The organism is Mycobacterium sp. E1386, from assembly GCF_001672745.1.
Taxonomy (GTDB): domain Bacteria; phylum Actinomycetota; class Actinomycetes; order Mycobacteriales; family Mycobacteriaceae; genus Mycobacterium.
Genome location: NZ_LZKH01000118.1, coordinates 1 through 23,584, shown reverse-complemented (window position 1 = coordinate 23,584; position 23,584 = coordinate 1). Strand labels below are relative to the sequence as shown.

Sequence of the window (23,584 nt, the reverse complement as noted above, 5' to 3'; positions counted from 1 at the left end):
CCCGCGCCACTGACCATCCTGCGCGGCGTCCGCAAGGTGCCGCCCGCGTCGCTGGTCGCCATCGAGCCCGACGGCCGGCGCACCACCACCACGTACTGGACCCCCGACTTCACCCGGCACGACGACCGCGCCGGCTGGTCGGAAACCGACTGGGAAGACGCGGTGCTCGACTCCCTGCGCGTCGCGGTCAAGCGCCGGCTGGTCGCCGACGTGCCGGTCGGCTGCCTGTTGTCGGGCGGTGTCGACTCCAGCCTGATCGTCGGCCTGCTCGCGGAGGCGGGCCAGCACGGGCTGATGACCTTCTCGATCGGCTTCGAGTCGGCCGGCGGCGTCGAGGGCGACGAGTTCCGGTGGTCGGACATCATCGCCCGGCGCTTCGAAACCGACCATCATCAGATCCGCATCGAAACCGACCGGATGCTGCCCGCCCTGGACGGGGCGATCGGCGCGATGAGCGAGCCGATGGTCAGCCACGACTGCGTGGCCTTCTACCTGCTCAGCCAGGAAGTGGCGCGCCACGTGAAGGTCGTGCAGTCGGGCCAGGGCGCCGACGAGGTGTTCGCCGGCTACCACTGGTACCCGCCGATGGGCTCGCCGGCCGCCGCCGCCCTGCAGGGTTCAGTCGCCGAGTACCGCGGGGCCTTCTTCGACCGCGACTCGGCGGAAATGGCGGGCCTGCTCGGGCCGGGGATCATGGCCCCGGGCGACCCCAGCGAGCGCTTCGTCACCGAGCACTTCGCCCGCGCCGGCGCCGAGACGGGCGTCGACCGCGCGCTGCGGCTCGACACCACCGTGATGCTGGTGGACGACCCGGTGAAGCGCGTCGACAACATGACCATGGCGTGGGGCCTGGAGGGCCGGGTGCCGTTCCTGGACCACGAGCTCGTCGAGCTGGCGGCGACCTGCCCGCCGGAACTGAAGATCGCCCACGAGGGCAAGGGCGTGCTCAAACAGGCTGCGCGACGGGTGATTCCGTCGGAGGTCATCGACCGGCCCAAGGGATACTTCCCGGTCCCGGCGCTGACCCACCTCGAAGGGCCCTACCTCGACATGGTGCGCGACGCGCTGTATGCACCAGTTGCCAAGGAGCGCGGCCTGTTTCGCACGGAGGCGGTCGACGCCCTGCTGGCCGACCCCAACAGCAAGCTGACGCCGTTGCGCGGCAATGAACTCTGGCAGCTCGCCCTGCTCGAACTCTGGCTGCAGCGACACGGCATCACGGGCCCGGTGGCATGACCGTGACCGATCCCCCCGGCGATCACACCGAGGCGATCACGATGGGCCTCCACGACGCCTCGCCGCCGGAGCTGGTGGAGGCGATGGCCAAGGATGTCGAGCTCGAATTGGGCTGGGGCCGGCTTATTTTCGGCCAGACCTTCGCCGACGCCCACCAGCTGGTCGAAGCGCTGCGCAGGGAGGGGCCCGGGCGCCGCGACATCTGCATCTACGCCCGCGAATCCCACGTGGTGGTCGCCGAAGCGCCGACCGAGCTCTTCATCGACCCCAGCCACACCTACCGCCTGCGCTTCACCGATACCACGCCGGAAGAGCTGTCGCCCGCGCCGCTCGGCGTGACCGTGCGCACGCTGAACGATCCGGTCGACGCCGACGCCATGAACCGCGTCTACGTTCGCTGCGGGATGGTCCCGGCCGGGGTCGACGTCATCTGGAACAACCACCTGAACGTGCCCGCGGTGACCTACCTGCTGGCGGTGCGCGACGAAGACGGCGCCGTGGTGGGCACCGTCACCGGCGTCGACCACGAACTGCTGTTCTCCGACCCCGAGCAGGGGTCGAGCCTGTGGACGCTGGCCGTCGACCCGGCCGCCGGACTTCCCGGGATCGGCGCCGCCCTCACGCGCGCGCTGGCGGACCGCTTCCGCAACGCGGGCCGCGCCTACATGGACCTGTCGGTCGCGCACGACAACGCCGCCGCCATCGGCCTGTACGAGAAGCTGGGTTTCCGTCGCGTCCCCGTGCTGGCGATCAAGCGCAAGAACGCCATCAACGAGCCGCTTTTCAGCCCGCCGCCCGAGACGGTCGACGACCTCAACCCCTACGCGCGGATCATCGCCGACGAGGCGCTGCGCCGCGGCATCTGGGTGGAGGTGCTCGACGCCGAGACCGGCGAGATGCGCCTCACCCACGGCGGACGCAGCGTCGTCACCCGGGAATCGCTGTCCGAATACACCTCGGCGGTCGCCATGTGCCGCTGCGACGACAAGCGGCTGACGCGCCGCCTCGTCTCGGAGGCGGGCATCACGGTGCCCCGCGCGCGGCTGGCCACCTTCGACGAGGGCGACTACAACTTCCTCACCGAGGTCGGGGAGGTCGTCGTCAAACCGACCCGCGGCGAGCAGGGCAAGGGCATCACCGTCGGGGTGACCGCCGAAAACGGTCCCGAGGAGCTCGCCGCCGCCCTGGCCCGCGCCCGCCAGCAATACCCCGACGTGCTGATCGAGCAGCGCGTGCAGGGCGACGACCTTCGGTTGGTGGTGATCGACGGCCGGGTGGTGGCCGCGGCCTTGCGGCTGCCGCCCGAGATCATCGGCACCGGGGAGCACAGCATCCGCGACCTGATCGCGGCCGAAAGCCGGCGGCGTTCCGCGGCCACCGGTGGCGAGTCCCGCATCCCGCTCGACGACCTCACCGAGTCGACGGTCGCCGAGGCGGGCTGGACGCTCGACGACGTGCTGCCCCAGGGCACCCGGCTTCGCGTCCGGCGCACCGCCAACCTGCACCAGGGCGGCACGATCCACGACGTCACCGCGGTGGTGAACCCGGAACTGTGCCGGGTCGCGGTGACGGCGGCCGAGGCGATCGGCATCCCGGTGACGGGCATCGACCTGCTGGTGCCCGACGTCACCGGCGCCGAATACGCCTTCATCGAGGCCAACGAACGACCGGGACTGGCCAACCACGAACCGCAGCCCACCGCCGCGGCGTTCATCGACTTCCTGTTCCCCGGCCACCCGGGCCAGCCGCAGGCCTGGACCCCCGAGGAATCGCGCGCCGAACGCGGCTGAGGCTTGCCGTGCGCCTCGCTTGGGTAATTCTCCAATCACCTCGGATAGGAGCCAGATGAGCGGAAGCGTGCAAACCGGAACCATCACGACCCGCGTGCCGGCGCGGTTGGACAGGCTCCCGTGGTCTCGATTCCACTGGCGCGTCGTCATCGGTCTCGGCGGGGTGTGGATCCTCGACGGGCTCGAGGTCACGATGGTGGGCAACGTATCCGCTCGCCTCACCGAGCGGGACAGCGGCATCGACCTGAACGCGGCGCAGATCGGCCTGGCGGCCGCGTTCTACATCGCCGGCGCCTGCCTGGGCGCGCTGTTCTTCGGTCACCTGACGGATCGCTTCGGGCGGCGCAATCTGTTCATGCTGACCCTGGCGGTCTACCTGGTGGCCACGGTTGCGACCGCATTCGCTTTCGCCCCTTGGTATTTCTTCGCCGCGCGGTTCTTCACCGGTGCCGGCATCGGCGGCGAGTATGCCGCGATCAATTCGGCCATCGACGAGTTGATCCCCGCGCGCCTGCGCGGCCGCGTCGACCTGATCATCAACGGCACGTACTGGCTCGGCTCGGCCGCGGGAGCCGCAGGCGCGCTCGTCCTGCTCGACACCTCGCACTTCGCGCCCAACATCGGCTGGCGGCTCGCCTTCGGCGTCGGCGCCATCTTCGGCATCTTCGTCCTGCTCGTCCGGCGCAACGTCCCGGAGAGTCCGCGGTGGTTGTTCATCCATGGCCGCGACGAGGAGGCCGAGCGGGTCGTCGGCGAGATCGAGGAAGCGGTGCGGCAGGAAACCGGGGAGCCACTGCCCGAGCCGCACGGACGTGAGCTCAAAATCCGCCAGCGCGAGACGATTTCGTTCCGCGAAATCGCCAGGGTGGCGTTCAAGCTCTACCCGCAACGCGCCATCCTGGGGCTGGCGCTGTTCACCGGGCAGGCGTTCCTCTACAACGGGGTGACGTTCAACCTGGGCACGCTGTTGAGCGGGTTCTACGGGGTGCCGTCCGGGAAGGTGCCGCTGTTCTTCATCCTTTGGGCGCTCAGCAATTTCGTCGGGCCGCTGGCGCTCGGCCACCTCTTCGACACCATCGGCCGCAAGCCGATGATCACGGCCACCTACATCGGGTCCGCGGTCGTCGCCGCCATCCTGGCGGTGCTGTTCGTGACCCAGATCGGCGGGGTCTGGGCGTTCATCGCCGTCCTCGCGGTCGCGTTCTTCCTCGCCTCCGCCGGCGCCAGCGCCGCCTACCTGACGGTCAGCGAGATCTTCCCGATGGAGACCAGGGCGCTGGCGATCGCGTTCTTCTACGCGGTGGGAACCGCGATCGGCGGCATCACCGGCCCGCTGCTGTTCGGGCAGCTGATCAATTCCGGGGAGCGCGGTCAGGTGGTGTGGTCGTTCCTGACGGGCGCCGCCGTCATGGCGATCGCGGGGCTGGTCGAATTGCGGCTCGGGATCGCGGCCGAACGCCGTCCCCTCGAAGAGCTGGCCTTGCCCCTGACGGTCGACGACGCCGACGCCGAACGGCGGGATCAACCGTAGGCATCCCACCAGGTGTGCAGGTCTTCGACCGTGGCCGGGTCCCCGGAGACATCGCTGAGCATCAGCTTCTCGTCGTTGGTCCAGATCACGTTCGGGTGATTGTTGTAGGTGCCGCACGCGATCAGCCCGGCCATGTCGTTCGGGGTCTGGTCGTAGTGCCAGCTGACCGGTGAGCGGCCCTCGCCGGGACAATTCACCAGGCTGACGTTGGCGATGTCGTCGGTGAAGGCCTTCTTCAACCGGTCCGGTGTCGGGAACAGCCCGTAGGTGGCGTGGCTGGGACCGCCGGGCTGGGTGTTCTGCCCGCAGGTGACCATGGCGACCGCGTGCACCCAGACGCTGCCCGACTCCGGGGTCGCCGGTGTGCACGTGCCGGCCAGGTAGCCCGGTGGGAGCAGGCTCATCAGCCGGGCCTGGTCGCCGTTGGGGGCGGCGGTCGACGGCGGCGGGGTCTTCGCGACGGTTGCCTTGGCGTGCCGCTGGCCGTCGGGTTTCAGCATGAGCCAGAGCCCGACCGCGCAGACGGCGACGACGAGCACCGCGGCGGCGGCCACGATCGGCCAGTGGTTGCGCTTAATCGGTGCGGAATGTGTTGCGGGGGAGAGGATTTCGCTCTGGCGCAGGATCGTGTCGGCGCGTTCGCGCTCGGGGCTGGTGAGCGCCCGGTGCGCGGCCTCGGCCAGGGCGGCGGCGGTGGGATAGCGCTCGATCGGATCCTTGGCCATGCCGCCCGCGATCACGGCGTCGAAGGCCGGGCTCACCCCGGAGCCCTGCTCGCTGGGTTTGGGGATGGGCTGCATCATGTGGGCGCTGATCAGCATGCCGGTGCTGTCGGCGCGATAGGGCGGGGTCGCGGTCAGGCATTCGTAGAGCACGCAGGCCAGCGCGTAGACGTCGGCGCGCGGCGTCACCTCTTCGCTGGAAAACCGTTCGGGCGCCATGTATTTCAATGTGCCGACCGCGGTGCCCAGTTGGGTGAGTTTTTCGTCGGTCTTCGCGCTGGCGATCCCGAAGTCGACGAGATAAGCGAAGTCGTCGCCGGTGATCAGGATGTTCTGCGGTTTGACGTCACGGTGGGTCACCCCGGCCGCGTGGGCGGCGTCCAGGGCCGACGCGACCTGCCGGATGATGGCCACCGCCCGCGGTGCCGGCAGCGGCCCGACCCGTTCGATCAGGCTGCCGAGGTCGACGCCCTCGATGAGCCGCATCTCGAGATACAGCTGCCCGTCGATTTCGCCGTAGTCGTGTATCGGGACCACGTGGGGTTCCAACAGCCGGCCCGTGATGAGGGCCTCGCGCTCCATTCGCTTGCGGAACACCGGGTCCTGGCTGAACGTGTGGGACATCAGCTTGAGCGCGACCGTCCACTGTTTGACGGTGTGCTCGGCTTCGTAGACCTCGCCCATCCCGCCGCGACCGAGCAGCCGGTTGAGCCGGTAGGGCCCGAACATCGTGCCCACCCGCGAGTCCTGCGCGCCGGTCACTGCTGACTCCCATCGAAGGACCATGGCGGCGAGCGCCCGCTGGCCTCACCGCACGAAACGTACAACATCGTCCCGGCACGTGTCGGTCGCGCGATCAGTGGGCCGCCGGGATCAGCGGGCCGGGGGAGAGATCTGTACGACGGTGCCGTCCGCGGCCACCGCGATGGACCCGCTGAGGGCGCCGTCGGAGACGTTGATACGCAAGTTCAGGTCACCGTCCTTGCGTGACTCGACAGCCAGGAAGATCCGGTTGGCGTCGTAGACGTGCAGCGTCTGGGGCGCCTGCTGCACGACGCCGACGACCGCCTGCACGTCGAACTTGCTGAGGTCACCGACCGCCAGGCGGGAGGACACGGCCATTTTGGGCCCGACGCTCGCCCAATTGCCGTCGCGGTACAGCCAGGTCACCATCTTTTGCGCGTTCGCGGTGTCCGGGCGTTGGACCACCACCTGATCCTGGTAGATGTTCAGCTGGTAGCCCATCGTGTCGCCGAACTGCGTCCGCATCTGGGCGAGCACCCCGCTCACCCCGCTGAGGGTCAATAGCTGCGCCGGCGGCGCTGTCGTGCTTGTGGCCGGGGCCGCGGAGCCGGCAGGCGCCGCGGTGGGGGTGGTCGCCGCCGGCGGGGCGGACGGGGTGTCGCGCTGCAGTCCCCAGGCGAGGCCCGCGCCGAGCAGCACCACCGCGCAGGCGATGGCGATCCAGGCCCCGCGCCGGCCGATTCGTGACCGCGGGGCCGGCGTTCGCTCCGGGGCCGGCCGGATCTGCAGGTCGGTCACCAGCGACCGCAGCTCGCGCAGGGTGGTCGCCCTGGTAGCGGCGGCTACCCGCTCGCGGTGCTCTTCGGTCGACAGCTGACCGTCACCCAGCGCCGCGTCGAGCGCCTGGCAGATGGCGTTGCGGTCGTCGTCGCTCGCCCTGATGTCATCGCTCATCGGCGGGCTATCCGAGGAGCTTCGTCAGCCAGGTCGGGTCGGAGTAGTTCACCGACGCGGTGCCGTCCCACACGAAGGGTGTCGAATTGGCGTTGAGCCCCGACAGCGTCGCGTACCCGGCCGCGGACTTCGCCTTGCCCGCGCCGACTTCGTCCCCGGACTTGATGCACGTCAGCACGTCGGCGTCCGCACCGACGGTCTTGGCCAGCTGGGCCAGTTCGCCGTCGGTGCGGTCCTCCGCGGCGTCCTCCGCCGGCTGGAAGTTGCTGGCGAACAAGCCCGAATAGAAGGCGGTATAGGTCTTGGCGTCATTCTGGGCGGCCACGCAGTAGGACGCCGCCACCGCCCGGGTCGAGTAGTTCTTGCTGTGCGACTTGTCGTCGAGGAAGTCGAGCAGGTGGTAGCGCACCGCGAGCTTCTTGTTGTTCACGGCGCTCTCGATGTCACCCGCGTTCGACCTGATGAAACTGCCGCAGGGCGGGCAGATGGGTTCGTTGAAGATGTCGATGGTCATCGACGCCGCCGAGCTGCCGACGAATACACCGTCATCGAGGACCCGGAGCGCAACGGCGTCCGGTGGCGGGGGTTGCTTGCTCGGCGTGGGCGCGGACGAAGACTCCCACGGCCGGACGACGGCGAGCGCCACGCCCACGATGGCCACCAGTGCGGTGGCGGCGACGCCCACCCACAGCCAGGGCTTTTTGCTGCGCCGCGGCAGCTGCCCCCATGGCGCCCCGGTCGTGCTGGGACCCCAGGTGGGGGCGCCGGGCCAGCCCGTCGGCTGGGGCCCCGGGCCCCCGGGTGGTGGCGGCGCCGCCCACATCGGGCCGGACGACGGGGCGTGCGCGGGGGCGGCCTGGGCGATTCCCCCGGGCTGCTGGCCGGCGAACGCCGCCGGCATCCGCGCCACCTGGCTGCGCGCCAGGATGTCGGTGGCCCGGTCCTGGTCGGGTTCGGCCAGCGCCGCGTAGGCGGCCGCGGACAGGTCACCGCAGCTGGCGTAGCGGTCCACGGGATCCTTCGCCATGCCGCGGGCGATCACCGCGTCGAAGGCGACCGGGATGCCCGGCCGCGCGGCACTGGGCTTTGGGATCGCCTGGTGCAGGTGGGCGCCCATCACGCTGATCTGGTCGCCGGTGTACGGCGGGGATCCGGTCAGGCACTCGTACAGCACGCAGGCCAAGGCGTAGATGTCGGCCCGATGGGTGACATCGGAGTCGCTGAACCGCTCCGGGGCCATGTATTTGACGGTGCCCACGGTGGTGCCGATCTGCGTCAGCTTTTCGTCGGCGCTGGCGCTGGCGATCCCGAAGTCCACGAGGTAGGCGAAGTCGTCCGCGCTCACCAGGATGTTTTCCGGCTTGACGTCGCGATGCAGGACCCCGGCGGCGTGCGCGGCGTCGAGCGCCGAGCCGATCTGGCGCACGATGGCCACGGCCCGGGGCGGGGACAGCGGCCCGTACCGGCTCAGCATGGTGGCCAGGTCTTTGCCGTCGATCAGGCGCATGTCGACATACAGCTGGCCGTCGATCTCGCCGAAGTCATGAATCGGGACCACGTGCGGCTCCTGCAGCCGGCCCGCGGTGCGGGCCTCGCGCTGCATGCGGGAGCGGAAGACCGGGTCGGTGGACAGCGTCTGCGACATCAGCTTCAGCGCGACGGTGCGTTCCCGGACCGTGTCCTCGGCCTCATAGACGTCGCCCATGCCGCCGCGACCGATCAGCCGCCGCAGCAGATATGGCCCGAACTGCGAACCCTCCCGCGAATCCGCGGTCGTGTCACCCATCCCGACTCCTCAGTCACCGACCGTGCGCAGGCATAAGGCTAAGGTTTCACAGGCCGCTGGGCACGGTGAATAGCGAAAGCCAGCTAATTGCCCAACGGGGATTAACGGAGTTCGTCGTCACCGCTGGTGCGTTCGGTCAGCCCCTCGCGGGACAGGGCCCGCACGAATCCGAATGCCTGCATCCCGGCGGGGCCGGGGTTTTCGGTGATCCAGTCGTTGATCTTCCCGAAAGCGTTGGCCAGGTCGTCGCGCTTGACGCGGATCAGATAGGTCTTTCTGTCGTCGTCGGGATCGTCGATGGATTCGGCGACGGCGACGGGATTCTTGAAGGCGTACGCGATTCCGTGTACGGCGTCGTGGTTCAGCGCCCATTGCAGTTCGCTGGGCCGCAGCCGGTTGACCGCCAGATTGCGGTAGTCATGGTCGTCTTTTGAGCTGCTCACCTGGCCGATAGTCCTCCTCTGTGTGGCTCGAGAAAGTGGACGGCGAGGAACTGAAAATGATGCCGCGCAGGCGATTCGATCAGGGCTTCCATCGGGACCTTCCCATCATAGGAAGCTGGCGCATTCACTGCATGCCGAGCGCTCGGCCGACAGCGGTGCCACCGGTCAGGAGATGAGGTGGCTGACGAATGCGGGGTGCACCAGCAGCCCGATCCCGAGAAGCAGCAGGGTCGCCGCGGTCAGGCGTCTCAGTTGATCGCCGAACGGGGCCGCCTTTTCCAGCCAGATCACGACCGCGAGCCCTATCATCCATTCCAATTGCATTGTGCCAAAGGCGATCAGCAACAACATCAGCATCCAACAGGAACCGACGCAATAGACGCCGTAGCGGCCACCGGCGAGAAAGGCGCGGCCCGCGCGGCGGAGGCCGCCCGAACCGCTGGGCGCGGAGACCGGCCAGCGGCAATGTTGCAGGCACATCGCCTTGAAGGGCGTGAGCTGATGCAGGCCCGCAAGCACCGCCACCCCGCCGGCGGCACGGCCGACCCACGGGCACGTGTGGATCATCGGATCCAAGCGGACCGACGCCAGGTACGCCGGCACGCCCACCGCGCCCCACAGGGCTAGGTACCCGGTGACGAAGACGATCGCCGGCGCGGCGCTGCCCGCGGCGGCGCGGGAGTATCGCCGCACAACGGGCAGGACCGGTGGCAGCATCATCGCGGCCATCATGGCGACCCAGGCGAGCAGGAACGCGGCCACCGACGTCGCCGACTCGGCACCCATCTGCATGGAGTTGCCGCCGCGCATCCCCGAGGCGCTGGCGACCGACCACCACCAACCCAGGCCCGCCACACCCAGCAGGATCGCCGGCAGCCATATGTCGATCCATGACCACCTTGGTTGTGGGTGGCTGTCCACCTGGGACTCCCTTCGTCGTCGGCGCAATTTGACGTACCCTACCCCACCCGGGGTGGGGTAGGGTACGGTGACGATGAGCGGTTCACACGGACCGGGTTGGAGAGTGGGCGATGAGAGACGAACTGACGGTGAAGAAGCACGCGGCGTTGAACCGGCTCAAAACGGTTCGAGGGCACCTCGACGGGATCATCCGAATGGTCGAGTCCGACGCCTACTGCGTGGACGTGATGAAGCAGATCTCGGCGGTGCAATCCTCGCTCGAGCGCGCGAACCGGGTGATGTTGCACAACCACTTGGAAACTTGTTTTTCCGCCGCGGTGCTCGACGGCCGTGGTCAGGCGGCCATCGACGAACTGATCGATGCCGTCAAATTCACGCCCGCCTTGACCGGACCGCAGGCACAACTAACCGGCATCGCGGTCGGCGAAGCCGCCGATGACGAGCCGGCGACGGCGGGAAGCCGGGGATGAACGCGCGATTCGCGGTGCCGACGACGGCACCTTTTAACCGGGCGACGAAACGAAGGGATCGGTGACAACGATGGCGGTGCATGGATTTATGGCGAAGGCGATGCCGACGGTGGTGTCCGGCGTGGTCGGGGTCGCCGCCTACGAGGCCCTGGCGAAAGCGCCGTGGCGCAAGGCGACCGTGCTGGCCACCGCCTGGGGCATTCGGGTCGCCCGCGAGGCGGAACGCAAGGCGGGCAAGAGCGCTGAGCAGGCCCGGTTGACGGTCGCCGACGTGATGGCCGAGGCGCGGGAGCGCGCGGGAGACGATGTTTCACCGCTGACGGTGGCGGGCTCGGGCGAGGACGAATGACCACTGCTGTCCTGTGCGATCCCGACGTCGCCCTGAAGGTGGTGTCCGACGCGTCCGGGCGAATGCGGGTGCAGGTGAACGGTTTTCCCGTCGACGCGGTCCGGGCGGTCGCGATCGAGGAGACGGTCGCCAAGGTCGCCGGCGTGCAAGCCGTGCAGGCCTATCCACGATCGGCGTCGGTCGTGATCTGGTATGCGCCCCGGCAGTGCGACACCGCGGCCGTGCTGTCGGCGATCGGGGAAGCCGAACACGTCCCCCCGGAGTCGGTGCCGGCGCGGGCGCCGCACTCGGCCGACCTTCCCAAGACGGGTGTGGTGCGCAGGATCGCGAGCGGCATCGGGCTGGCGCTTTTCGGCCTGCGGACTCGCGCGTCGGAGCCTTCGGCCGAGGCCGCAAGTTGCGGCGGCTGCGGTTCCCCGCCGGTCACCGCCGGAGGGCTCTCGGCGGACGAGCAGAGCAGGCGCGAGCGACGCAGGTGGCTGCGCCGGGTGTTGCTGTCGTTCCCGTTGGGGCTGGTGGCGATGGCGTCGACGATGTTCTTCGGCGCGTATCCGTGGGCGGGCTGGGTGGCGTTCGCCGCGACGGTCCCGGTGCAGTTCGTCGCCGGGTGGCCATTCCTCAAGGGAGCGGTGCAGCAGGCCCGGGAGCTGACCTCGAGCATGGACACGCTGATCGCGCTGGGCACGCTGACCGCGTTCGGCTACTCCACCTACCAGTTGTTCGCCGGTGGCCCCCTGTTCTTCGACACCTCGGCGCTGATCATCGCGTTCGTAGTGTTGGGTCACTATTTCGAAGCTCGCGCCCAGGGGAAGGCGCGCGAGGCCATCAGCAAGCTGCTGGAGATGGGCGCCAAGGAGGCCACACTGCTCGTCGACGGTGACGAGCGGCGCGTGCCGATCGATCAGGTGCAAGTGGGCGACCTGGTGCGGGTGCGCCCCGGGGAGAAGATTCCCGTCGACGGCGAGGTCGTCGACGGCCGCGCCGCCGTCGACGAGTCGATGCTGACTGGTGAGTCGGTTCCCGTCGACAAGACCGTGGGCGACCGCGTCGCCGGTGCGACCGTCAACACCGACGGAATCTTGACCGTGCGCGCCACCGCCGTGGGGGCGGATACGGCGCTGGCGCAGATAGTCCGGCTGGTGGAACAGGCGCAGGGCGGCAAGGCGCCGGTACAGCGCCTGGCCGATCGCCTCTCGTCGGTGTTCGTCCCGGCCGTGATCGGCGTTGCGGCCGCGACCTTCGCGGGTTGGTCGCTGATCGCCGCTAACCCGGTCGCCGGCATGACCGCCGCGGTCGCGGTGCTGATCATTGCGTGCCCGTGTGCGCTGGGCCTGGCCACCCCGACGGCGATCATGGTCGGCACCGGCCGCGGCGCCGACCTGGGGATCCTGGTCAAGGGCGGCGAGGTGCTGGAAGCGTCGAAGAAGGTCGACACCGTGGTGTTCGACAAGACCGGCACCCTCACCCGGGCCCGCCTGCAGGTCACCGACGTCGTCGTCGGGAAGGGGCGCCGGCCCGACGCGGTGTTGCGGATCGCCGCCGCGGTCGAGTCGGGCTCCGAGCACCCCATCGGCGCGGCGATCGTCGCCGCGGCGCGTGAGCGGGAGCTGACGATTCCGGGCGCCACGGCGTTCACCAACATCGCCGGGCACGGGGTGCGCGCCGAGGTCGACGGCAAGTCCGTGGTCGTGGGACGGCGCAAGCTCGTCGACGAAGAGGATCTGCAGTTGCCCGACTACCTCGCCGCGGCGGCCGCCGAGCTGGAAGGCCGGGGCCGCACCGCGGTGTTCGTCGGTAGGGACGGCCACGTCGTCGGCGTACTCGCCATGGCCGACACGGTGAAAGACGACGCCGCCGACGTGGTCCGACAGCTGCACGACATGGGGCTGCAGGTCGCCATGGTCACCGGCGACAACGCCGGCACGGCTCACGCGATCGCCGAACAGCTCGGCATCGACCGGGTGCTGTCCGAGGTGTTGCCGCAGGACAAAGTCGCCGAGGTGCGCCGGCTGCAGGACGAGGGTCGGGTCGTCGCGATGGTGGGCGACGGCGTCAACGACGCGCCCGCCCTGGTGCAGGCCGACCTGGGCATCGCGATCGGTACCGGCACCGACGTGGCGATCGAGGCCTCCGATATCACCCTGATGTCCGACCGCCTCGACGGCGTGGTGCGCTCGATCCAGCTTTCCAGGCAAACCCTGCGCACCATTCACCAGAACCTTGGCTGGGCCTTCGGCTACAACACCGCCGCGATCCCGCTTGCCGCCCTGGGTTCCCTGAATCCCGTGGTGGCCGGTGCGGCGATGGGCTTCTCTTCGGTCAGCGTCGTGACGAACTCGTTGCGGCTGCGACGTTTTGGTCGGGAGGGTGCCCGCAACGGTGCCGGGCCGAAAACCGTTGGAAGCCCAGGCATTCAGAGGGCATTGGCTTAGGAGGTCACGATGGCCGGATTCACACGCCGGACGGCGCTCGCGGCGCTGGGTGCGGGCGCGGCGGTGGGCATCGGATATGCGTTGCGTGTCGGCGCCGGGTCCGCGTTTCGGATCCGCTTGGCCGATTGTGGCGGCATGATGGGCGCCGGTCACGCCGACATGCGGCTGTACATGGACATGTTCAACCGGCACACGGAGATCACCCGAACGGTCGAGGAGATCCCCGGCGGCGTCCGTACCACAACGCAGTCAGCCGCCCCCGACCTCGCCGCGCAGCTGCACGCGCATGTGTCGAGCATGTACGCGCATCTGGACCAGGGCACGGAGGTGATGTGCATGAGCCAGAGCCTGCCGACGCTCTTCCGCAACGCCGGCGGTTACCGCCGGCAGCTGACGCTGACGCCCACGGGCGTCGTCGCCGAGGAGACCTCCGACGATCCCGCGCTCGCCGAGGCGATCCGTGCCCACGCTCGCGAGGTGACCGGGTTCGTGCAGGACGGCATGCCGGCGATGATGCGGGGAATGATGGGACCCGGCTGCATGGGGTCCGGCGGGATGATGGGGCCCGGCGGGATGATGGGGCCGCGCTGACCTCAGCGGCGGTACTTCAAGAACAGGTAGCCGTCGCAAACCAGCGCGTGTTCGAGGCGCATCGTCACCGGTGCGGGCAGCGCCGACGGGGTCAGGCGGTGACCCACCGGCTGGCTGGCGGCGAGTTTGGGGGCCAAAGTCACGCAGATCTCATCGACGGCATCGGCCTCCACCAGTTCGTCGAGCACGGTCGGGCCGCCCTCGCACAGGATGCGGTGCAGCCCTCGTGCGCGCAGCAGCGCGACGACCCGTGCCACGTCGACGGATTCTTCGCCCGCCACCAATACCTGCCGCCCGCCGTCGCCGAAGTCCTCTCGCGCCGCCGCGGCCTGCGCGCACGTCACCACGATCGGTGGCTGGTCGGGGTCGTCGAACAGCCTCGACGGCAGCCGGCCGCTGCGGCTGATCACCGCGATCGGGGGCGGTGCGGTCCGGCCCGCGTCGATGAGCCGCACCGGGCCGTAGTTCTCAGCGCGCGCCGTGCCGGCGCCCACCAGGACGACGTCGGCGAAGCCCCGCAGGGTTTTCAGCAGCTGTTGATCGACGGGACACGACAGTGGACCGGCCCGGCCGCCGAACGCGGCCGCGCCGTCGGCGCTGAAGATCATGTTGGCCCGCACGCCTGGCGGGGGATCGGCGTAGAACGATGCGAGTTCGGCGATGCCGGCAACGGTGCCCACCCGGGGAATCACCGTTACGCCTCGTGGCCGGGTTCCAGATGCTGAACGTCGCTGAAGGACACCCAGCTTTCCAGTTCCCGCGGGGGCCGGCCGTCCACCGGCGCGAGCAGATGCCCGACGTGGTCGCCCAGCGAGAAGCGCTCGACAATCTCGCCGACGAACCATGCGGCCGCGTCGTCGAGGATGGGCACCTGCGCCGGACCGCTGTGCCACGAGCAGCGGTCGAACTTGTTGATCGTGTCGCCGGTTTGGCTGCCGAACAGCTCCACGATGTCGAGGTGCTCGTGGTCGAACACGTGCACCGCCAGGTGAGTCGCCTCGGTGGCGACCCGGAACGTGTGGTTCTTCTTGGACAGCCCGACCAGGAATCGGGGCGGGTGGATGCTGGTCTGGCTGGCGAACCCAACCAGACAGCCCGCCGCGATGTCGTCGGCCCGCGTGGTCACCACGTACATCGGGTAGTTCAGCACCGCGACCAGCTTTTCGAACGCGTCTTCTCCGGGGTCGGCCATCCGCTCAGTCTTCCCGTTCGGCCCCCCGGGGAACCGCATCGGCCCGCCTATCCGCTACAAGAGCAGCTTTCTACGGCTTCGTCGCTGGGTCCGAAGGTCTCGGAGTCGGCAATGACGGTGTAGACCTCCCAGCGTTCCCCGCCGGGGCCGGTGACCCACACCTTGTCCTGGTTGGCGAAGCAGCAGGTGGTGTTGAGCTCCTCCTCGGTGACGAGGCCGCCTTCGGTCAGGCGCGCGATTTCGTCGTGCACGGTGTCGCTGGAGGCGACTTCCACACCGAGGTGGTTGAGGCTGCCGCCGTGGCCGGGGTTCTCGAGCAGCACCAGCTTCAGCGGGGGTTCGGCGATCGCGAAGTTGGCGTACCCGGGTTTGACCTTGGCCGGTTCGGTGCCGAACAGCTTGGAGTAAAACGCGATCGCCTCGCCGAGGTCGTCGACGTTGAGGGCGAGTTGCACACGAGACATGAGGTGTCCTTTCTTTACGGTGCGGCTATGGGGTGGTGGTGGGTAGGAGTTCGGCGATCAGGGCCTCGACGCGCTGGGCGATGTCGTCGCGGATGGCGCGCACCGCGGTGAGCGGTTGGCCTGCGGGGTCGGGCACTTTCCAGTCGCGGTAGGACACTCCCGGAAAGTAAGGACAGGTGTCGCCGCAGCCCATGGTGATGACGACGTCGCTGCGCTGCACGTCGTCGCCGGTGAGGACTTTCGGGCTGGCGGCGGTGATATCGATGCCCAGCTCGGCCATCGCGGCAATCGCAACGGGGTTGATTTCGTCGGCGGGTTGCGTTCCGGCCGAGCGGACTTCGATGCGGTCTTCGGCCATCCGGTTCAGCAGGGCGGCGGCCATCTGCGAGCGCCCGGCGTTGTGCACGCAGACGAACAGGACGCTGGGCTTATCGGCCATCGGCCTGGGCTCCGCGAAATAGCTTGGGGCGCAGCGCAAGCGACACGTAGACCAGCGCGATTAGCACGGGCACCTCGATCAGTGGTCCGACAACCCCGGCAAGGGCTTGCCCGGACGTAACGCCGTAGGTCGCGATGGCGACCGCGATCGCCAGTTCGAAGTTGTTCCCGGCGGCGGTGAACGCGAGGGTGGCGGTGCGGGCGTAGCCAAGTCGCAGCAGCAGTCCGAGGCCGTACCCGCCCGCCCACATGATCGCGAAGTAGGCCAGCAACGGGATCGCGATGCGGGCCACGTCCCATGGCCGCGAAGTGATCGCATGCCCCTGCAGGGCAAAGAGAATCACGATGGTGAACAGCAACCCGTACAGGGCCCACGGCCCGATGCGGGGGAGGAACCGCGTTTCGTACCAGTCGCGGCCCCGGGTCCGTTCGCCCAGCCGGCGGGACAGGTATCCGGCGAGCAGCGGAATGCCGAGGAAGACGAGCACCGCCTTGGCGATCTGCCACGGGGAGACGTGGATGCCGGTTTGGGGCAGACCCAGCCACCCGGGCAGCACCGACAGGTAGAACCAGCCCAGCGCGGCGAACATGACCACCTGGAACAGCGAATTCAACGCGACCAGCACGGCCGCGGCCTCGCGGTCCCCGCACGCCAGGTCGTTCCAGATGATGACCATCGCGATGCAGCGGGCCAGCCCGACGATGATCAGGCCGGTGCGGTACTCGGGCAGGTCGGCCAACAGCGACCACGCCAGCGTGAACATCACCGCGGGTCCGACCACCCAATTGAGCAATACGGAGGACGCGATCAGCTTGCGGTCGGCGGTGACTTCGTCCAGCCGGTCGTAGCGAACCTTGGCCAGCACCGGGTACATCATGACGAGTAGGCCGACCGCGATCGGCAGCGAAACCCCTTGAACGGCAACGGCACTCAGCGCGTTACCGAGACCGGGAACGATGCGCCCCAGCAACAGGCCCGTGGCCATGGCGGCGCCGATCCAGATCGGCAGAAACCGGTCCAGGATGGGGAGCCGGGTCGCCGCCGCGTCCGCCGTGAGCGCCCTGGTCATGGTTTCAGCACCGACGAAAGTTGCTGCAGCGCGGCGGGAATCACCCAGTAGTAGACCCAGGTGCCCCGGCGCTCGCAGTCCAGCAGCCCGGCCGAGCGCAGCAGCTTGAGGTGGTGGGAAATCGTCGGCTGCGACAGGTCGAAGGTGGCCGAGATCTCGCAGACGCAGGCCTCACCGCCGGGGTGGCTGGCGATCAGGCTCAACAGCCTGAGGCGAACGGGGTCGCCCAGCGCTTTGAACATCGTCGCCAGCTCGTTCGCCCGGGACTCGGCCATCGCGGCCGTCGCCAGGGTCGGGCAACATGCCAGCCCTTGTTTCGACATTCTTCTATATAAGCACTTATCGAATCAGCCGCCACTCTCAGTTCGTCGCGACGCGCCGAATCGCGTAGGCGGCGACGCCAATGCCCAGCACCGCCAGGCCAGCCAGCACCGAGGACAGGGGCATCGCGAATGCCAAGACGACACACCCGGTCAGTCCCAACACCGGGATCGCTCGGTGCGGGCGGCCCTCATCGGCGCCGAGGGTGAAAGCGGAGGCGTTGGCGATCGCGTAGTAGATCAGCACGGCGAATGAAGAAAAGCCGATTGCGCCCCGAAGGTCGACGGCGGCGGCCAAGACCGCGACGACGGCGCCGATCAGCAGTTCGGCGCGGTGCGGCACGTGGAAACGCGGGTGCACGGCGGTCAGCGTGTGCGGGAGGTGGTGGTCGCGCGCCATGGCCAGGGTCGTGCGCGAGACGCCGAGAATCAACGCCAGCAACGAGCCCAGCGCCGCCACCGTCGCACCCACCTGCACCACGAGCGCCAGCCAGCCCGTCCCGGCCACCCGCACGGTGTCCACCAGCGGCGCCGTGGCCTGGCCGAGGCGCCGGGGTCCCAGTACCGCCAGCGCCGCTACGGCCACCAGGGCGTAGACGGCCAGGGTGATGGCGAGGGCGAGCGGTATCGCGCGGGGGATGGTGCGCGCCGGGTCGCGCACCTCCTCGCCCAGGGTGGCGATGCGCGCATAGCCGGCGAAGGCGAAGAACAACAGCCCCGCCGCCTGAACCACCCCGCCGACGGTCGCATTCGCCGGGCGGAGTTGTTCGACGTCGGCCGCTCCCGAGGCGAACGCCGTCACGACCACCGCGGCCAGCACCGCGAGGACGAGCGCGACGATGATGCGGGTCAGCCAGGCCGACTTCCGCACCCCGGCGTAGTTCACCGCGGTCAGCGCCACCACGGCCGCGACCGCGACCGGGTGCGCGTGCGACGGCCACGCATAGGAGCCGATGGTCAGGGCCATCGCGGCGCACGACGCGGTCTTGCCCACGACGAAACCCCACCCCGCCAGGTATCCCCAGAAATCGCCCAGCCGCTCGCGGCCGTACACATAAGTGCCCCCGGAGGCGGGGTAGCGGGCGGCAAGGCGCGCGGACGAGGTGGCGTTGCAGTAGGCCACCACCGCGGCCACCGCCAGGCCCAGCAGCAGCCCCGAGCCCGCCGCGCGCGCCGCGGGACCGAGCGCGGCGAAAATCCCGGCGCCGATCATCGAACCCAGTCCGATTGTCACCGCGTCGAATACGCCCAGGCTCCGGCGAAGCTCGCCGGTGTCGTTGTCGGCCAATCGGTCTCCTTACCGCATACGCCACGCCAACCTATCAAACTGGTTTGATGTATTCTCGGCCAAGATGGTGGCAGATAAGACGGCGGTCCCGTCGCTGATGCAGATGGCCTCGCATCCGGTGCGCTGGGCCATATTGACCGAACTCGCGGGGAGCGACCGCCGCGTGCGGGAGTTGGCTGCCGCCGTCGACGAGCCGCAGAACCTGGTTTCCTATCACCTGCGGCTGCTGCGCTCGGCCGGCCTCGTCGACGCGCGGCGCAGCAGTTTCGACGGCCGCGACACCTACTACCGCCTGAACCTCACGGGCTGCGCCGGGGCGTTCCGCGAGGCCGCCGCGGCGCTGCATCCGGCACTCGCGCCGATACCCGTCGCAAAGCCGGCTTCGCGGTCGGTGCTGTTCTTGTGCACCGGTAACAGCGCACGATCACCCATGGCCGCGGCGCTGCTGGAGCACAAAGGCCAGGGGCGCATTCGGGCCGCGAGCGCGGGCAGCCACCCCAAACCGCAGCTGCACCCCAACGCGATACGCGTCATGCGCGACAGGTACGGCATCGACCTTGCAGGGCGCCGGCCCCAACCGTTGGCCGCCGTGGCCCGGCGCCGCTTCGAGTGCGTGATCACGCTCTGCGACAGGGTGCGCGAGTACGCGCTCGACCATGACCTGGCGACGACGCACTGGAGCCTGCCCGACCCGTCGGCCGGCGGCTACCGCGAATTCGAAAGGGTGGCAAGCGAATTGGACGGACGCATCGACTTCCTGTTGCCAGCCCTGGACGCGCACCCGCGGGGATGATGACCGTGCCGCTCGATCGACGTGACTTCTTCAAATGGGGTGGGCTCGCCGCCCTGGCCGCGGGCGGGGGCGCCGCGTGTGGGCGGTCCGAACAACCCGCCGGCAAGCCCGACTACACGCTGCGGATCGGCACCGGCACAGTCGAATTGGCACCGGGCCACGTCGTGTCGACCCTGACCTACAACGGCCAATTCCCCGGACCGCTGCTGCGGTTCAAGGAGGGCCAGCGGACAACCGTGGATGTCTTCAACGACACGGGTTCCCCCGAGCAGCTGCACTGGCATGGCCAGCACTTGGGTGTCGACGTCGACGGCTCCGCCGAAGAGGGCACCCCCTATGTGCCCGCGCACGGCATGCGGCGCATCTCCTTCGTCCCCGGCCCGGCGGGCTTCCGCTTCTATCACACCCATGTGGTCCCGCGCGCCGACCTGTCCCGCGGGCAATACAGTGGCCTGGTCGGCCCGGTCTACATCGAACCCAGGGATAACGGCGGGGCCTACGACCAAGAGATCTTCCTGACGCTCAAGGAATTCGAGCCCGCGTTCACGCGCGGCGGTGACATGGCCAGTGATTTCCTGCCCGGCGAAGAAGACCCGGAGCTCAAGGCAAGGGGCGAGTCGTCGATGGCGGCCTCGCTGGCTCGCGGCGAACCCCGCGGCTTCGAGGTCAGTTACGGGGCGTTCGCGGTCAACGGCCGGATGCTCGGCCACGACGACCCCATCCGGGTGCGCACCGGCCAGCGGGTGCTGATGCACGTCCTGAACGGCAGCGCCACCGAATCGCGCAGCCTGGCCTTGCCCGGGCATGCCTTCAACGTGATCGCACTGGACGGAAACCCGGTGCCGAATCCGGCCGCAGTGCCCGTGCTGTGGCTCGGTGCGGCCGAACGGATTTCGGCGGTGGTCACCATGAACAATCCGGGGGTATGGGTGCTGGGCGACCTGTCCGACGATGACCGCGGTCACGGCATGGGTGTGGTGATCGAGTACGCCGGGCGCGGCGGGGATCCGGCCTGGGCCGCGCCCCCGCCGTTCAAGTGGGATTACCGCCTGTTCGCGCGGCTCGGGCCCGTCCCGCCGCCCGACCGCACGATCGAGCTGCTGATCGAGAAGCGCAACGCCGCCGACAACGGCTTCAACGTGTGGACCTTCAACGGCGCGCCCTTCTCGATGGACACCAACCAGCCCGTGCTCAACGTGCAGCGCGACAAGCGCTACCGCCTGCGCTTCCGCAATGCCAGCGACGACCTGCACCCGATGCACCTGCACCGGCACACGTTCGAAATCACCCAATTCGCCGGCACGCCTACGGCCGGCGTGCGCAAGGACGTCGCGATGCTGGGCGGCTACCAGAGCATGGACGTCGACTTCGTCGCCGACCAGCCCGGCCTGTCGCTGCTGCACTGCCACCAGCAGATCCACATGGATTACGGCCTCATGCTGCTGCTCAACAGCGCCTGATCTCAGCCGAGCGGATTGTTCTCCCGCACACCGCGATACATGCCCCAGCGCACGATCCACGGCATCACGACCCGCTCGACCGACCACGACGGAAAGCGGAACGCGTGGCCGGTGGGCAGAAACACCTCCAGCCCGTTGGGCTGAACCCCCACCAGCGAACCCCACCGCCGCGTCGGCGCGCGGTAGGTGTCGAGCCGCCCGCCGCTGAGTTCGGCCCGGACGTTGCGGGCCACCAACGCATCCCCGCGGTTGCGGGCCGAGCTCCGCAGCGGGTCGGTCGCCGCGACGTCGCCGACCGCGAAGACGCCCCGGTGCCCGGGCACCCGCAGCTCCGGTGTCACGCGCACGAACCCGTCCTCGTCGAGCAGCTCGGGCGGCAGCCAGTCGGTGTTGGGTCGCACCCGCCCGATCGCCCACAGCACGGCGTCGGCGCAAGCCGGGGGTTGTCCCGTGCTCCAGCGGACCGGGTCGCCGGTGATCTCGTCGCCCGCGAAGGCGTCGGGCAGCACGGCGCGGTGGCCGGGGTGGATGCGCACGCCCAGGGCGGTGAGCCGGCCGCGAATCCGGTCCCAAATTCGCGGGTGGTACTCGCTCAGAGCGCGCGACCCAGGGAAGTACAGGTCGATCCGCTTGTCCGGCCACGTGGTGGCCAGGTTGAGCGCGCTGCTCACCGCCGCCGCGCCGCCGCCCACGACGACGACCGAGCGGGCGGTCGCCAGCCGGTCGTGCGCGGCGCGCAACTCCGCCCCGACGTCCGTCGCGGACTGCATTGTCGGCCGGCGCCAGAAGCCGTTGCTGACCCCCGTCGCGATGATCAGCGCGTCGTACTCCTCGGCGAGAGCTTCCCCGTCGGCGCGTTTGCCCACGACGGTGCGGGCGGCCAGGTCAAGGCCGGTGAGCTGGGCCTGCACCGTCCGCACCCGGTCGAGGCGCCGGAACCTGTCGAACGGTATCCAGTAATCGCGGGCCCAATCGTGCGGGCGCGAGAGCCGAACGCCGAGTTCCTGACCGCTGACCAGCGCGGGCTTGACGGAGATGCCGACGACGTCGGCGTGCCCGGACAGCCGGATCGCGGCCAGGACACCCGCGTCTCCAAGCCCGGCAATGACGACACGCTTGCGGTTCATGTCGCTATCCTGCCTGGCATGAAGTTCGCGATCACGCACTGATCGATCGATTGCCAGGAGCACGCAGTTGATCACCACCGAGATACGGCCGACGCACCCGCGCGCGCGTGCCGCGTTGCGCGCCGCCGTGCGCGCGTCGGCCCCCCGTCCGGCCGCCGCCCGGCGGGCCGCCAAGGACTTCGAGAAGCCGGCCCTGGGGGCTGCGGTGCTCGCCGAGATCCGGTGGGCGTTCACCGCGCCCCGCACCTGGCTGATGGGCGTGGTCGCCAACGTGGTCTTCGCCGCCGCATGGCTGCTGGTGCAGCCGCTGACCATCGGGCGCCACCACACCGACTGGGTGATCTTGGTGGGCACCTACTTTTCGTCGTGGGTGCTGGCCGACGTCACGACCACCAACCTGTTGGGCGCCGATCACTACCGCGTGCTGGCGGGTCTGTCCGACGGCGTGCCCTTCTGGCGAATCCTGCTGATCAAAAACCTTGCCCTGCTTGCGATCGTCGGGATGCCCACCTTGCTGGCGGCCATGGTGTTGACGCTGTGCCTGGAAACGCCTGGGCGGCTGGCGATCACGATCCCCACCGTCGCCGTGCCCATCGTGTCCTGGCTGGGGGTGGGCAACCTGATCTCGGTGCTGCACCCGGTCGGTGTCGAGCCGCTGGTCCGGCGATGGCGGCAGCGCGGCGACCGGCGCACCATCGGTAGCTGGCTGACGGTGCTGACCCTGCCGTACGTGTTGTACTACGTCGCCGATCCGATGAACGGGGTCGAGCACAAGGTGCTCTGGACCAAGTTGCCCGCGATGATCTGGCCGGTATTCGGTCGTGACACCAAGAGCTTCGTGCACCTGGCCATTGCCGTGGCCGTTTGGGTCGCAGGCACCACCGCCGCGGTGTGGTGGGTCCGCAAGCGCGGCTTGACGATCAGGTAATCGGTTACGGCACTTTGGGCTTGATCTCCTCGATCACCCATTGTGCGTAATCGAGGGATTCGTCGACACCGCTGAGGGCGGGGATGGGCACCGCGCTGACCGTCACCCCCGGTCCGGCCAGCCAGCCCAACCGGTCGACGATCTCGCCGGCGCTCATCCCCGGGCGCCCATTCGGATCGTCGCGTGCGACGTGTCCTTCCCCGACCCGGTTGGTGCTCAGCCCGTGCATCACCTCGAACGGCCGTCCGTCATAGGCGGGCTGGGACTTGATGTAGTCGATGTCGTTCGTCTAGATGGTGATGTAGCCCAGGCTTTTCAGGTCGGTCAACGTGATGCGCCTCCTCTGGCTGTCTCGGCCCAGTTAAATCATCGCCCGGAGTGGACCCTGCGGGTCGACGCCCAGCGAACTCAGTGCCGACGCGTGGTAGATGGTGCCGGGGACATGGATGGCGTGCAGCTGGCCGACATGCACGTCGCGCCAATACCGTTGCAGCGGCTTGTCCATGCGGGCCGCGTTGCCGCCCGAGCGGGCGAA

At 69.1% G+C, this 23,584-nt stretch carries 21 protein-coding genes and 3 pseudogenes; 10 read left to right on the top strand and 14 right to left on the bottom strand.

Annotation, left to right across the window (positions count from 1 at the left end):
* The 3 genes from A5709_RS12860 to A5709_RS12850 form a co-directional block, all read left to right on the top strand.
* A partial coding sequence (locus A5709_RS12860) for an N-acetylglutaminylglutamine amidotransferase (RefSeq protein WP_068120202.1) occupies positions 1-1,236 on the top strand: 1,236 nt, incomplete at its 5' end.
* Complete coding sequence (gene ngg / locus A5709_RS12855; protein WP_068010557.1) at positions 1,233-3,026, top strand: N-acetylglutaminylglutamine synthetase; 1,794 nt, start codon at positions 1,233-1,235, stop codon at positions 3,024-3,026. The genes A5709_RS12860 and ngg, both read left to right, overlap by 4 nt.
* A gap of 55 nt (positions 3,027-3,081) precedes the next feature.
* Positions 3,082-4,557: an MFS transporter gene (locus A5709_RS12850; RefSeq protein WP_067950028.1), complete on the top strand. Its 1,476-nt coding sequence runs from the start codon at positions 3,082-3,084 to the stop codon at positions 4,555-4,557.
* Here A5709_RS12850 and A5709_RS12845 read toward each other — a convergent pair.
* The 5 genes from A5709_RS12845 to A5709_RS12825 all read right to left on the bottom strand — a co-directional run bounded on the left by A5709_RS12845 (position 4,548) and on the right by A5709_RS12825 (position 10,127).
* The gene (locus A5709_RS12845) at positions 4,548-6,041 is read right to left on the bottom strand and encodes a serine/threonine-protein kinase (RefSeq protein ID WP_068120200.1); all 1,494 of its coding nucleotides are present in this window, start codon (positions 6,039-6,041) and stop codon (positions 4,548-4,550) included. The genes A5709_RS12850 and A5709_RS12845 overlap by 10 nt on opposite strands.
* Before the next feature lie 111 nt (positions 6,042-6,152).
* Positions 6,153-6,977 (bottom strand): DUF1707 domain-containing protein, encoded by an 825-nt coding sequence (locus A5709_RS12840; protein ID WP_068010553.1) that lies wholly within the window; start codon positions 6,975-6,977, stop codon positions 6,153-6,155.
* A 7-nt stretch (positions 6,978-6,984) separates the two neighbouring features.
* Positions 6,985-8,763, bottom strand: a complete 1,779-nt coding sequence (locus tag A5709_RS12835) for a serine/threonine protein kinase PknE (RefSeq protein ID WP_068120198.1) — start codon at positions 8,761-8,763, stop codon at positions 6,985-6,987.
* 101 nt (positions 8,764-8,864) lie between these two features.
* Positions 8,865-9,206: a hypothetical protein gene (locus A5709_RS12830; protein WP_067945967.1), complete on the bottom strand. Its 342-nt coding sequence runs from the start codon at positions 9,204-9,206 to the stop codon at positions 8,865-8,867.
* A gap of 165 nt (positions 9,207-9,371) precedes the next feature.
* Complete coding sequence (locus A5709_RS12825; RefSeq protein WP_068120195.1) at positions 9,372-10,127, bottom strand: DUF2182 domain-containing protein; 756 nt, start codon at positions 10,125-10,127, stop codon at positions 9,372-9,374.
* A 110-nt stretch (positions 10,128-10,237) separates the two neighbouring features.
* Between A5709_RS12825 and csoR the strand changes: the two genes are divergently transcribed.
* The 4 genes from csoR to A5709_RS12805 all read left to right on the top strand — a co-directional run bounded on the left by csoR (position 10,238) and on the right by A5709_RS12805 (position 13,969).
* A complete protein-coding gene (gene csoR, locus A5709_RS12820) occupies positions 10,238-10,597 on the top strand; it encodes a copper-sensing transcriptional repressor CsoR (RefSeq protein ID WP_068120193.1) in 360 nt (119 codons plus the stop codon).
* Between the two features lie 70 nt (positions 10,598-10,667).
* The gene (locus A5709_RS12815; RefSeq protein WP_068120191.1) at positions 10,668-10,946 is read left to right on the top strand and encodes a DUF1490 family protein; all 279 of its coding nucleotides are present in this window, start codon (positions 10,668-10,670) and stop codon (positions 10,944-10,946) included.
* Positions 10,947-11,008: 62 nt separating this feature from the next.
* Positions 11,009-13,378, top strand: a complete 2,370-nt coding sequence (locus A5709_RS12810; protein WP_156768034.1) for a copper-translocating P-type ATPase — start codon at positions 11,009-11,011, stop codon at positions 13,376-13,378.
* A 9-nt stretch (positions 13,379-13,387) separates the two neighbouring features.
* Entirely contained in the window at positions 13,388-13,969 is a 582-nt protein-coding gene (locus A5709_RS12805) for a hypothetical protein (RefSeq protein WP_068120187.1), read from the top strand.
* Positions 13,970-13,971: 2 nt separating this feature from the next.
* Here the strand turns inward: A5709_RS12805 and A5709_RS12800 are convergent, their stop codons facing one another.
* From A5709_RS12800 to A5709_RS12770, 6 genes and pseudogenes are all read right to left on the bottom strand, one after another.
* Positions 13,972-14,661, bottom strand: a complete 690-nt coding sequence (locus A5709_RS12800; protein WP_068120185.1) for a pyrimidine reductase family protein — start codon at positions 14,659-14,661, stop codon at positions 13,972-13,974.
* Positions 14,662-14,663: 2 nt separating this feature from the next.
* A complete protein-coding gene (locus A5709_RS12795; RefSeq protein WP_068120183.1) occupies positions 14,664-15,161 on the bottom strand; it encodes a flavin reductase family protein in 498 nt (165 codons plus the stop codon).
* Positions 15,162-15,208: 47 nt separating this feature from the next.
* Positions 15,209-15,625 carry an ArsI/CadI family heavy metal resistance metalloenzyme gene (locus tag A5709_RS12790; protein WP_067945961.1) on the bottom strand — a complete coding sequence of 139 codons (417 nt, stop codon included), beginning with the start codon at positions 15,623-15,625 and terminating at the stop codon, positions 15,209-15,211.
* A 25-nt stretch (positions 15,626-15,650) separates the two neighbouring features.
* Positions 15,651-17,133: pseudogene (gene arsB / locus A5709_RS12780) on the bottom strand (ACR3 family arsenite efflux transporter).
* Positions 17,130-17,456 carry a helix-turn-helix transcriptional regulator gene (locus tag A5709_RS12775; protein ID WP_068120177.1) on the bottom strand — a complete coding sequence of 109 codons (327 nt, stop codon included), beginning with the start codon at positions 17,454-17,456 and terminating at the stop codon, positions 17,130-17,132. Before A5709_RS12775 ends, arsB begins: the two are co-directional and overlap by 4 nt.
* Positions 17,457-17,493: 37 nt before the next feature.
* Positions 17,494-18,741: an APC family permease gene (locus A5709_RS12770; RefSeq protein WP_067945953.1), complete on the bottom strand. Its 1,248-nt coding sequence runs from the start codon at positions 18,739-18,741 to the stop codon at positions 17,494-17,496.
* A gap of 64 nt (positions 18,742-18,805) precedes the next feature.
* Between A5709_RS12770 and A5709_RS12765 the strand changes: the two genes are divergently transcribed.
* Together A5709_RS12765 and A5709_RS12760 are read left to right on the top strand one after the other, a co-directional pair.
* On the top strand, positions 18,806-19,534 hold the full coding sequence (locus A5709_RS12765) for an ArsR family transcriptional regulator (RefSeq protein WP_068010541.1): 729 nt from the start codon (positions 18,806-18,808) through the stop codon (positions 19,532-19,534).
* Entirely contained in the window at positions 19,534-20,994 is a 1,461-nt protein-coding gene (locus A5709_RS12760; protein ID WP_068120175.1) for a multicopper oxidase family protein, read from the top strand. Before A5709_RS12765 ends, A5709_RS12760 begins: the two co-directional genes overlap by 1 nt.
* Positions 20,995-20,996: 2 nt before the next feature.
* Here A5709_RS12760 and A5709_RS12755 read toward each other — a convergent pair whose 3' ends face one another.
* On the bottom strand, positions 20,997-22,121 hold the full coding sequence (locus tag A5709_RS12755) for an FAD-dependent oxidoreductase (protein ID WP_068120173.1): 1,125 nt from the start codon (positions 22,119-22,121) through the stop codon (positions 20,997-20,999).
* A gap of 127 nt (positions 22,122-22,248) precedes the next feature.
* On the opposite strand from A5709_RS12755, the gene A5709_RS12750 reads away from it, so the two are divergent.
* Positions 22,249-23,049, top strand: a complete 801-nt coding sequence (locus A5709_RS12750; RefSeq protein ID WP_067945975.1) for a hypothetical protein — start codon at positions 22,249-22,251, stop codon at positions 23,047-23,049.
* 4 nt (positions 23,050-23,053) lie between these two features.
* Here A5709_RS12750 and A5709_RS12745 read toward each other — a convergent pair.
* Positions 23,054-23,329, bottom strand: a pseudogene (locus tag A5709_RS12745) (LLM class F420-dependent oxidoreductase); the annotation flags it as partial.
* An 81-nt stretch (positions 23,330-23,410) separates the two neighbouring features.
* A pseudogene (locus A5709_RS27460) lies at positions 23,411-23,584 on the bottom strand (hydroxylase); the annotation flags it as partial.

Excerpts from the sequence above, each read along its gene's own strand:
- A5709_RS12760 (WP_068120175.1), top strand. The coding sequence starts at position 19,534 with ATGACCGTGCCGCTCGATCGACGTGACTTCTTCAAATGGGGTGGGCTC.
- A5709_RS12810 (WP_156768034.1), top strand. The coding sequence starts at position 11,009 with ATGCGGGTGCAGGTGAACGGTTTTCCCGTCGACGCGGTCCGGGCGGTC.
- A5709_RS12840 (WP_068010553.1), bottom strand. The coding sequence starts at position 6,977 with ATGAGCGATGACATCAGGGCGAGCGACGACGACCGCAACGCCATCTGC.
- A5709_RS12805 (WP_068120187.1), top strand. The coding sequence starts at position 13,388 with ATGGCCGGATTCACACGCCGGACGGCGCTCGCGGCGCTGGGTGCGGGC.
- A5709_RS12755 (WP_068120173.1), bottom strand. The coding sequence starts at position 22,121 with ATGAACCGCAAGCGTGTCGTCATTGCCGGGCTTGGAGACGCGGGTGTC.
- A5709_RS12850 (WP_067950028.1), top strand. The coding sequence starts at position 3,082 with ATGAGCGGAAGCGTGCAAACCGGAACCATCACGACCCGCGTGCCGGCG.
- csoR (WP_068120193.1), top strand. The coding sequence starts at position 10,238 with ATGAGAGACGAACTGACGGTGAAGAAGCACGCGGCGTTGAACCGGCTC.
- A5709_RS12775 (WP_068120177.1), bottom strand. The coding sequence starts at position 17,456 with ATGTCGAAACAAGGGCTGGCATGTTGCCCGACCCTGGCGACGGCCGCG.
- A5709_RS12790 (WP_067945961.1), bottom strand. The coding sequence starts at position 15,625 with ATGTCTCGTGTGCAACTCGCCCTCAACGTCGACGACCTCGGCGAGGCG.
- A5709_RS12765 (WP_068010541.1), top strand. The coding sequence starts at position 18,806 with ATGGTGGCAGATAAGACGGCGGTCCCGTCGCTGATGCAGATGGCCTCG.
- A5709_RS12795 (WP_068120183.1), bottom strand. The coding sequence starts at position 15,161 with ATGGCCGACCCCGGAGAAGACGCGTTCGAAAAGCTGGTCGCGGTGCTG.
- A5709_RS12815 (WP_068120191.1), top strand. The coding sequence starts at position 10,668 with ATGGCGGTGCATGGATTTATGGCGAAGGCGATGCCGACGGTGGTGTCC.
- ngg (WP_068010557.1), top strand. The coding sequence starts at position 1,233 with ATGACCGTGACCGATCCCCCCGGCGATCACACCGAGGCGATCACGATG.
- A5709_RS12835 (WP_068120198.1), bottom strand. The coding sequence starts at position 8,763 with ATGGGTGACACGACCGCGGATTCGCGGGAGGGTTCGCAGTTCGGGCCA.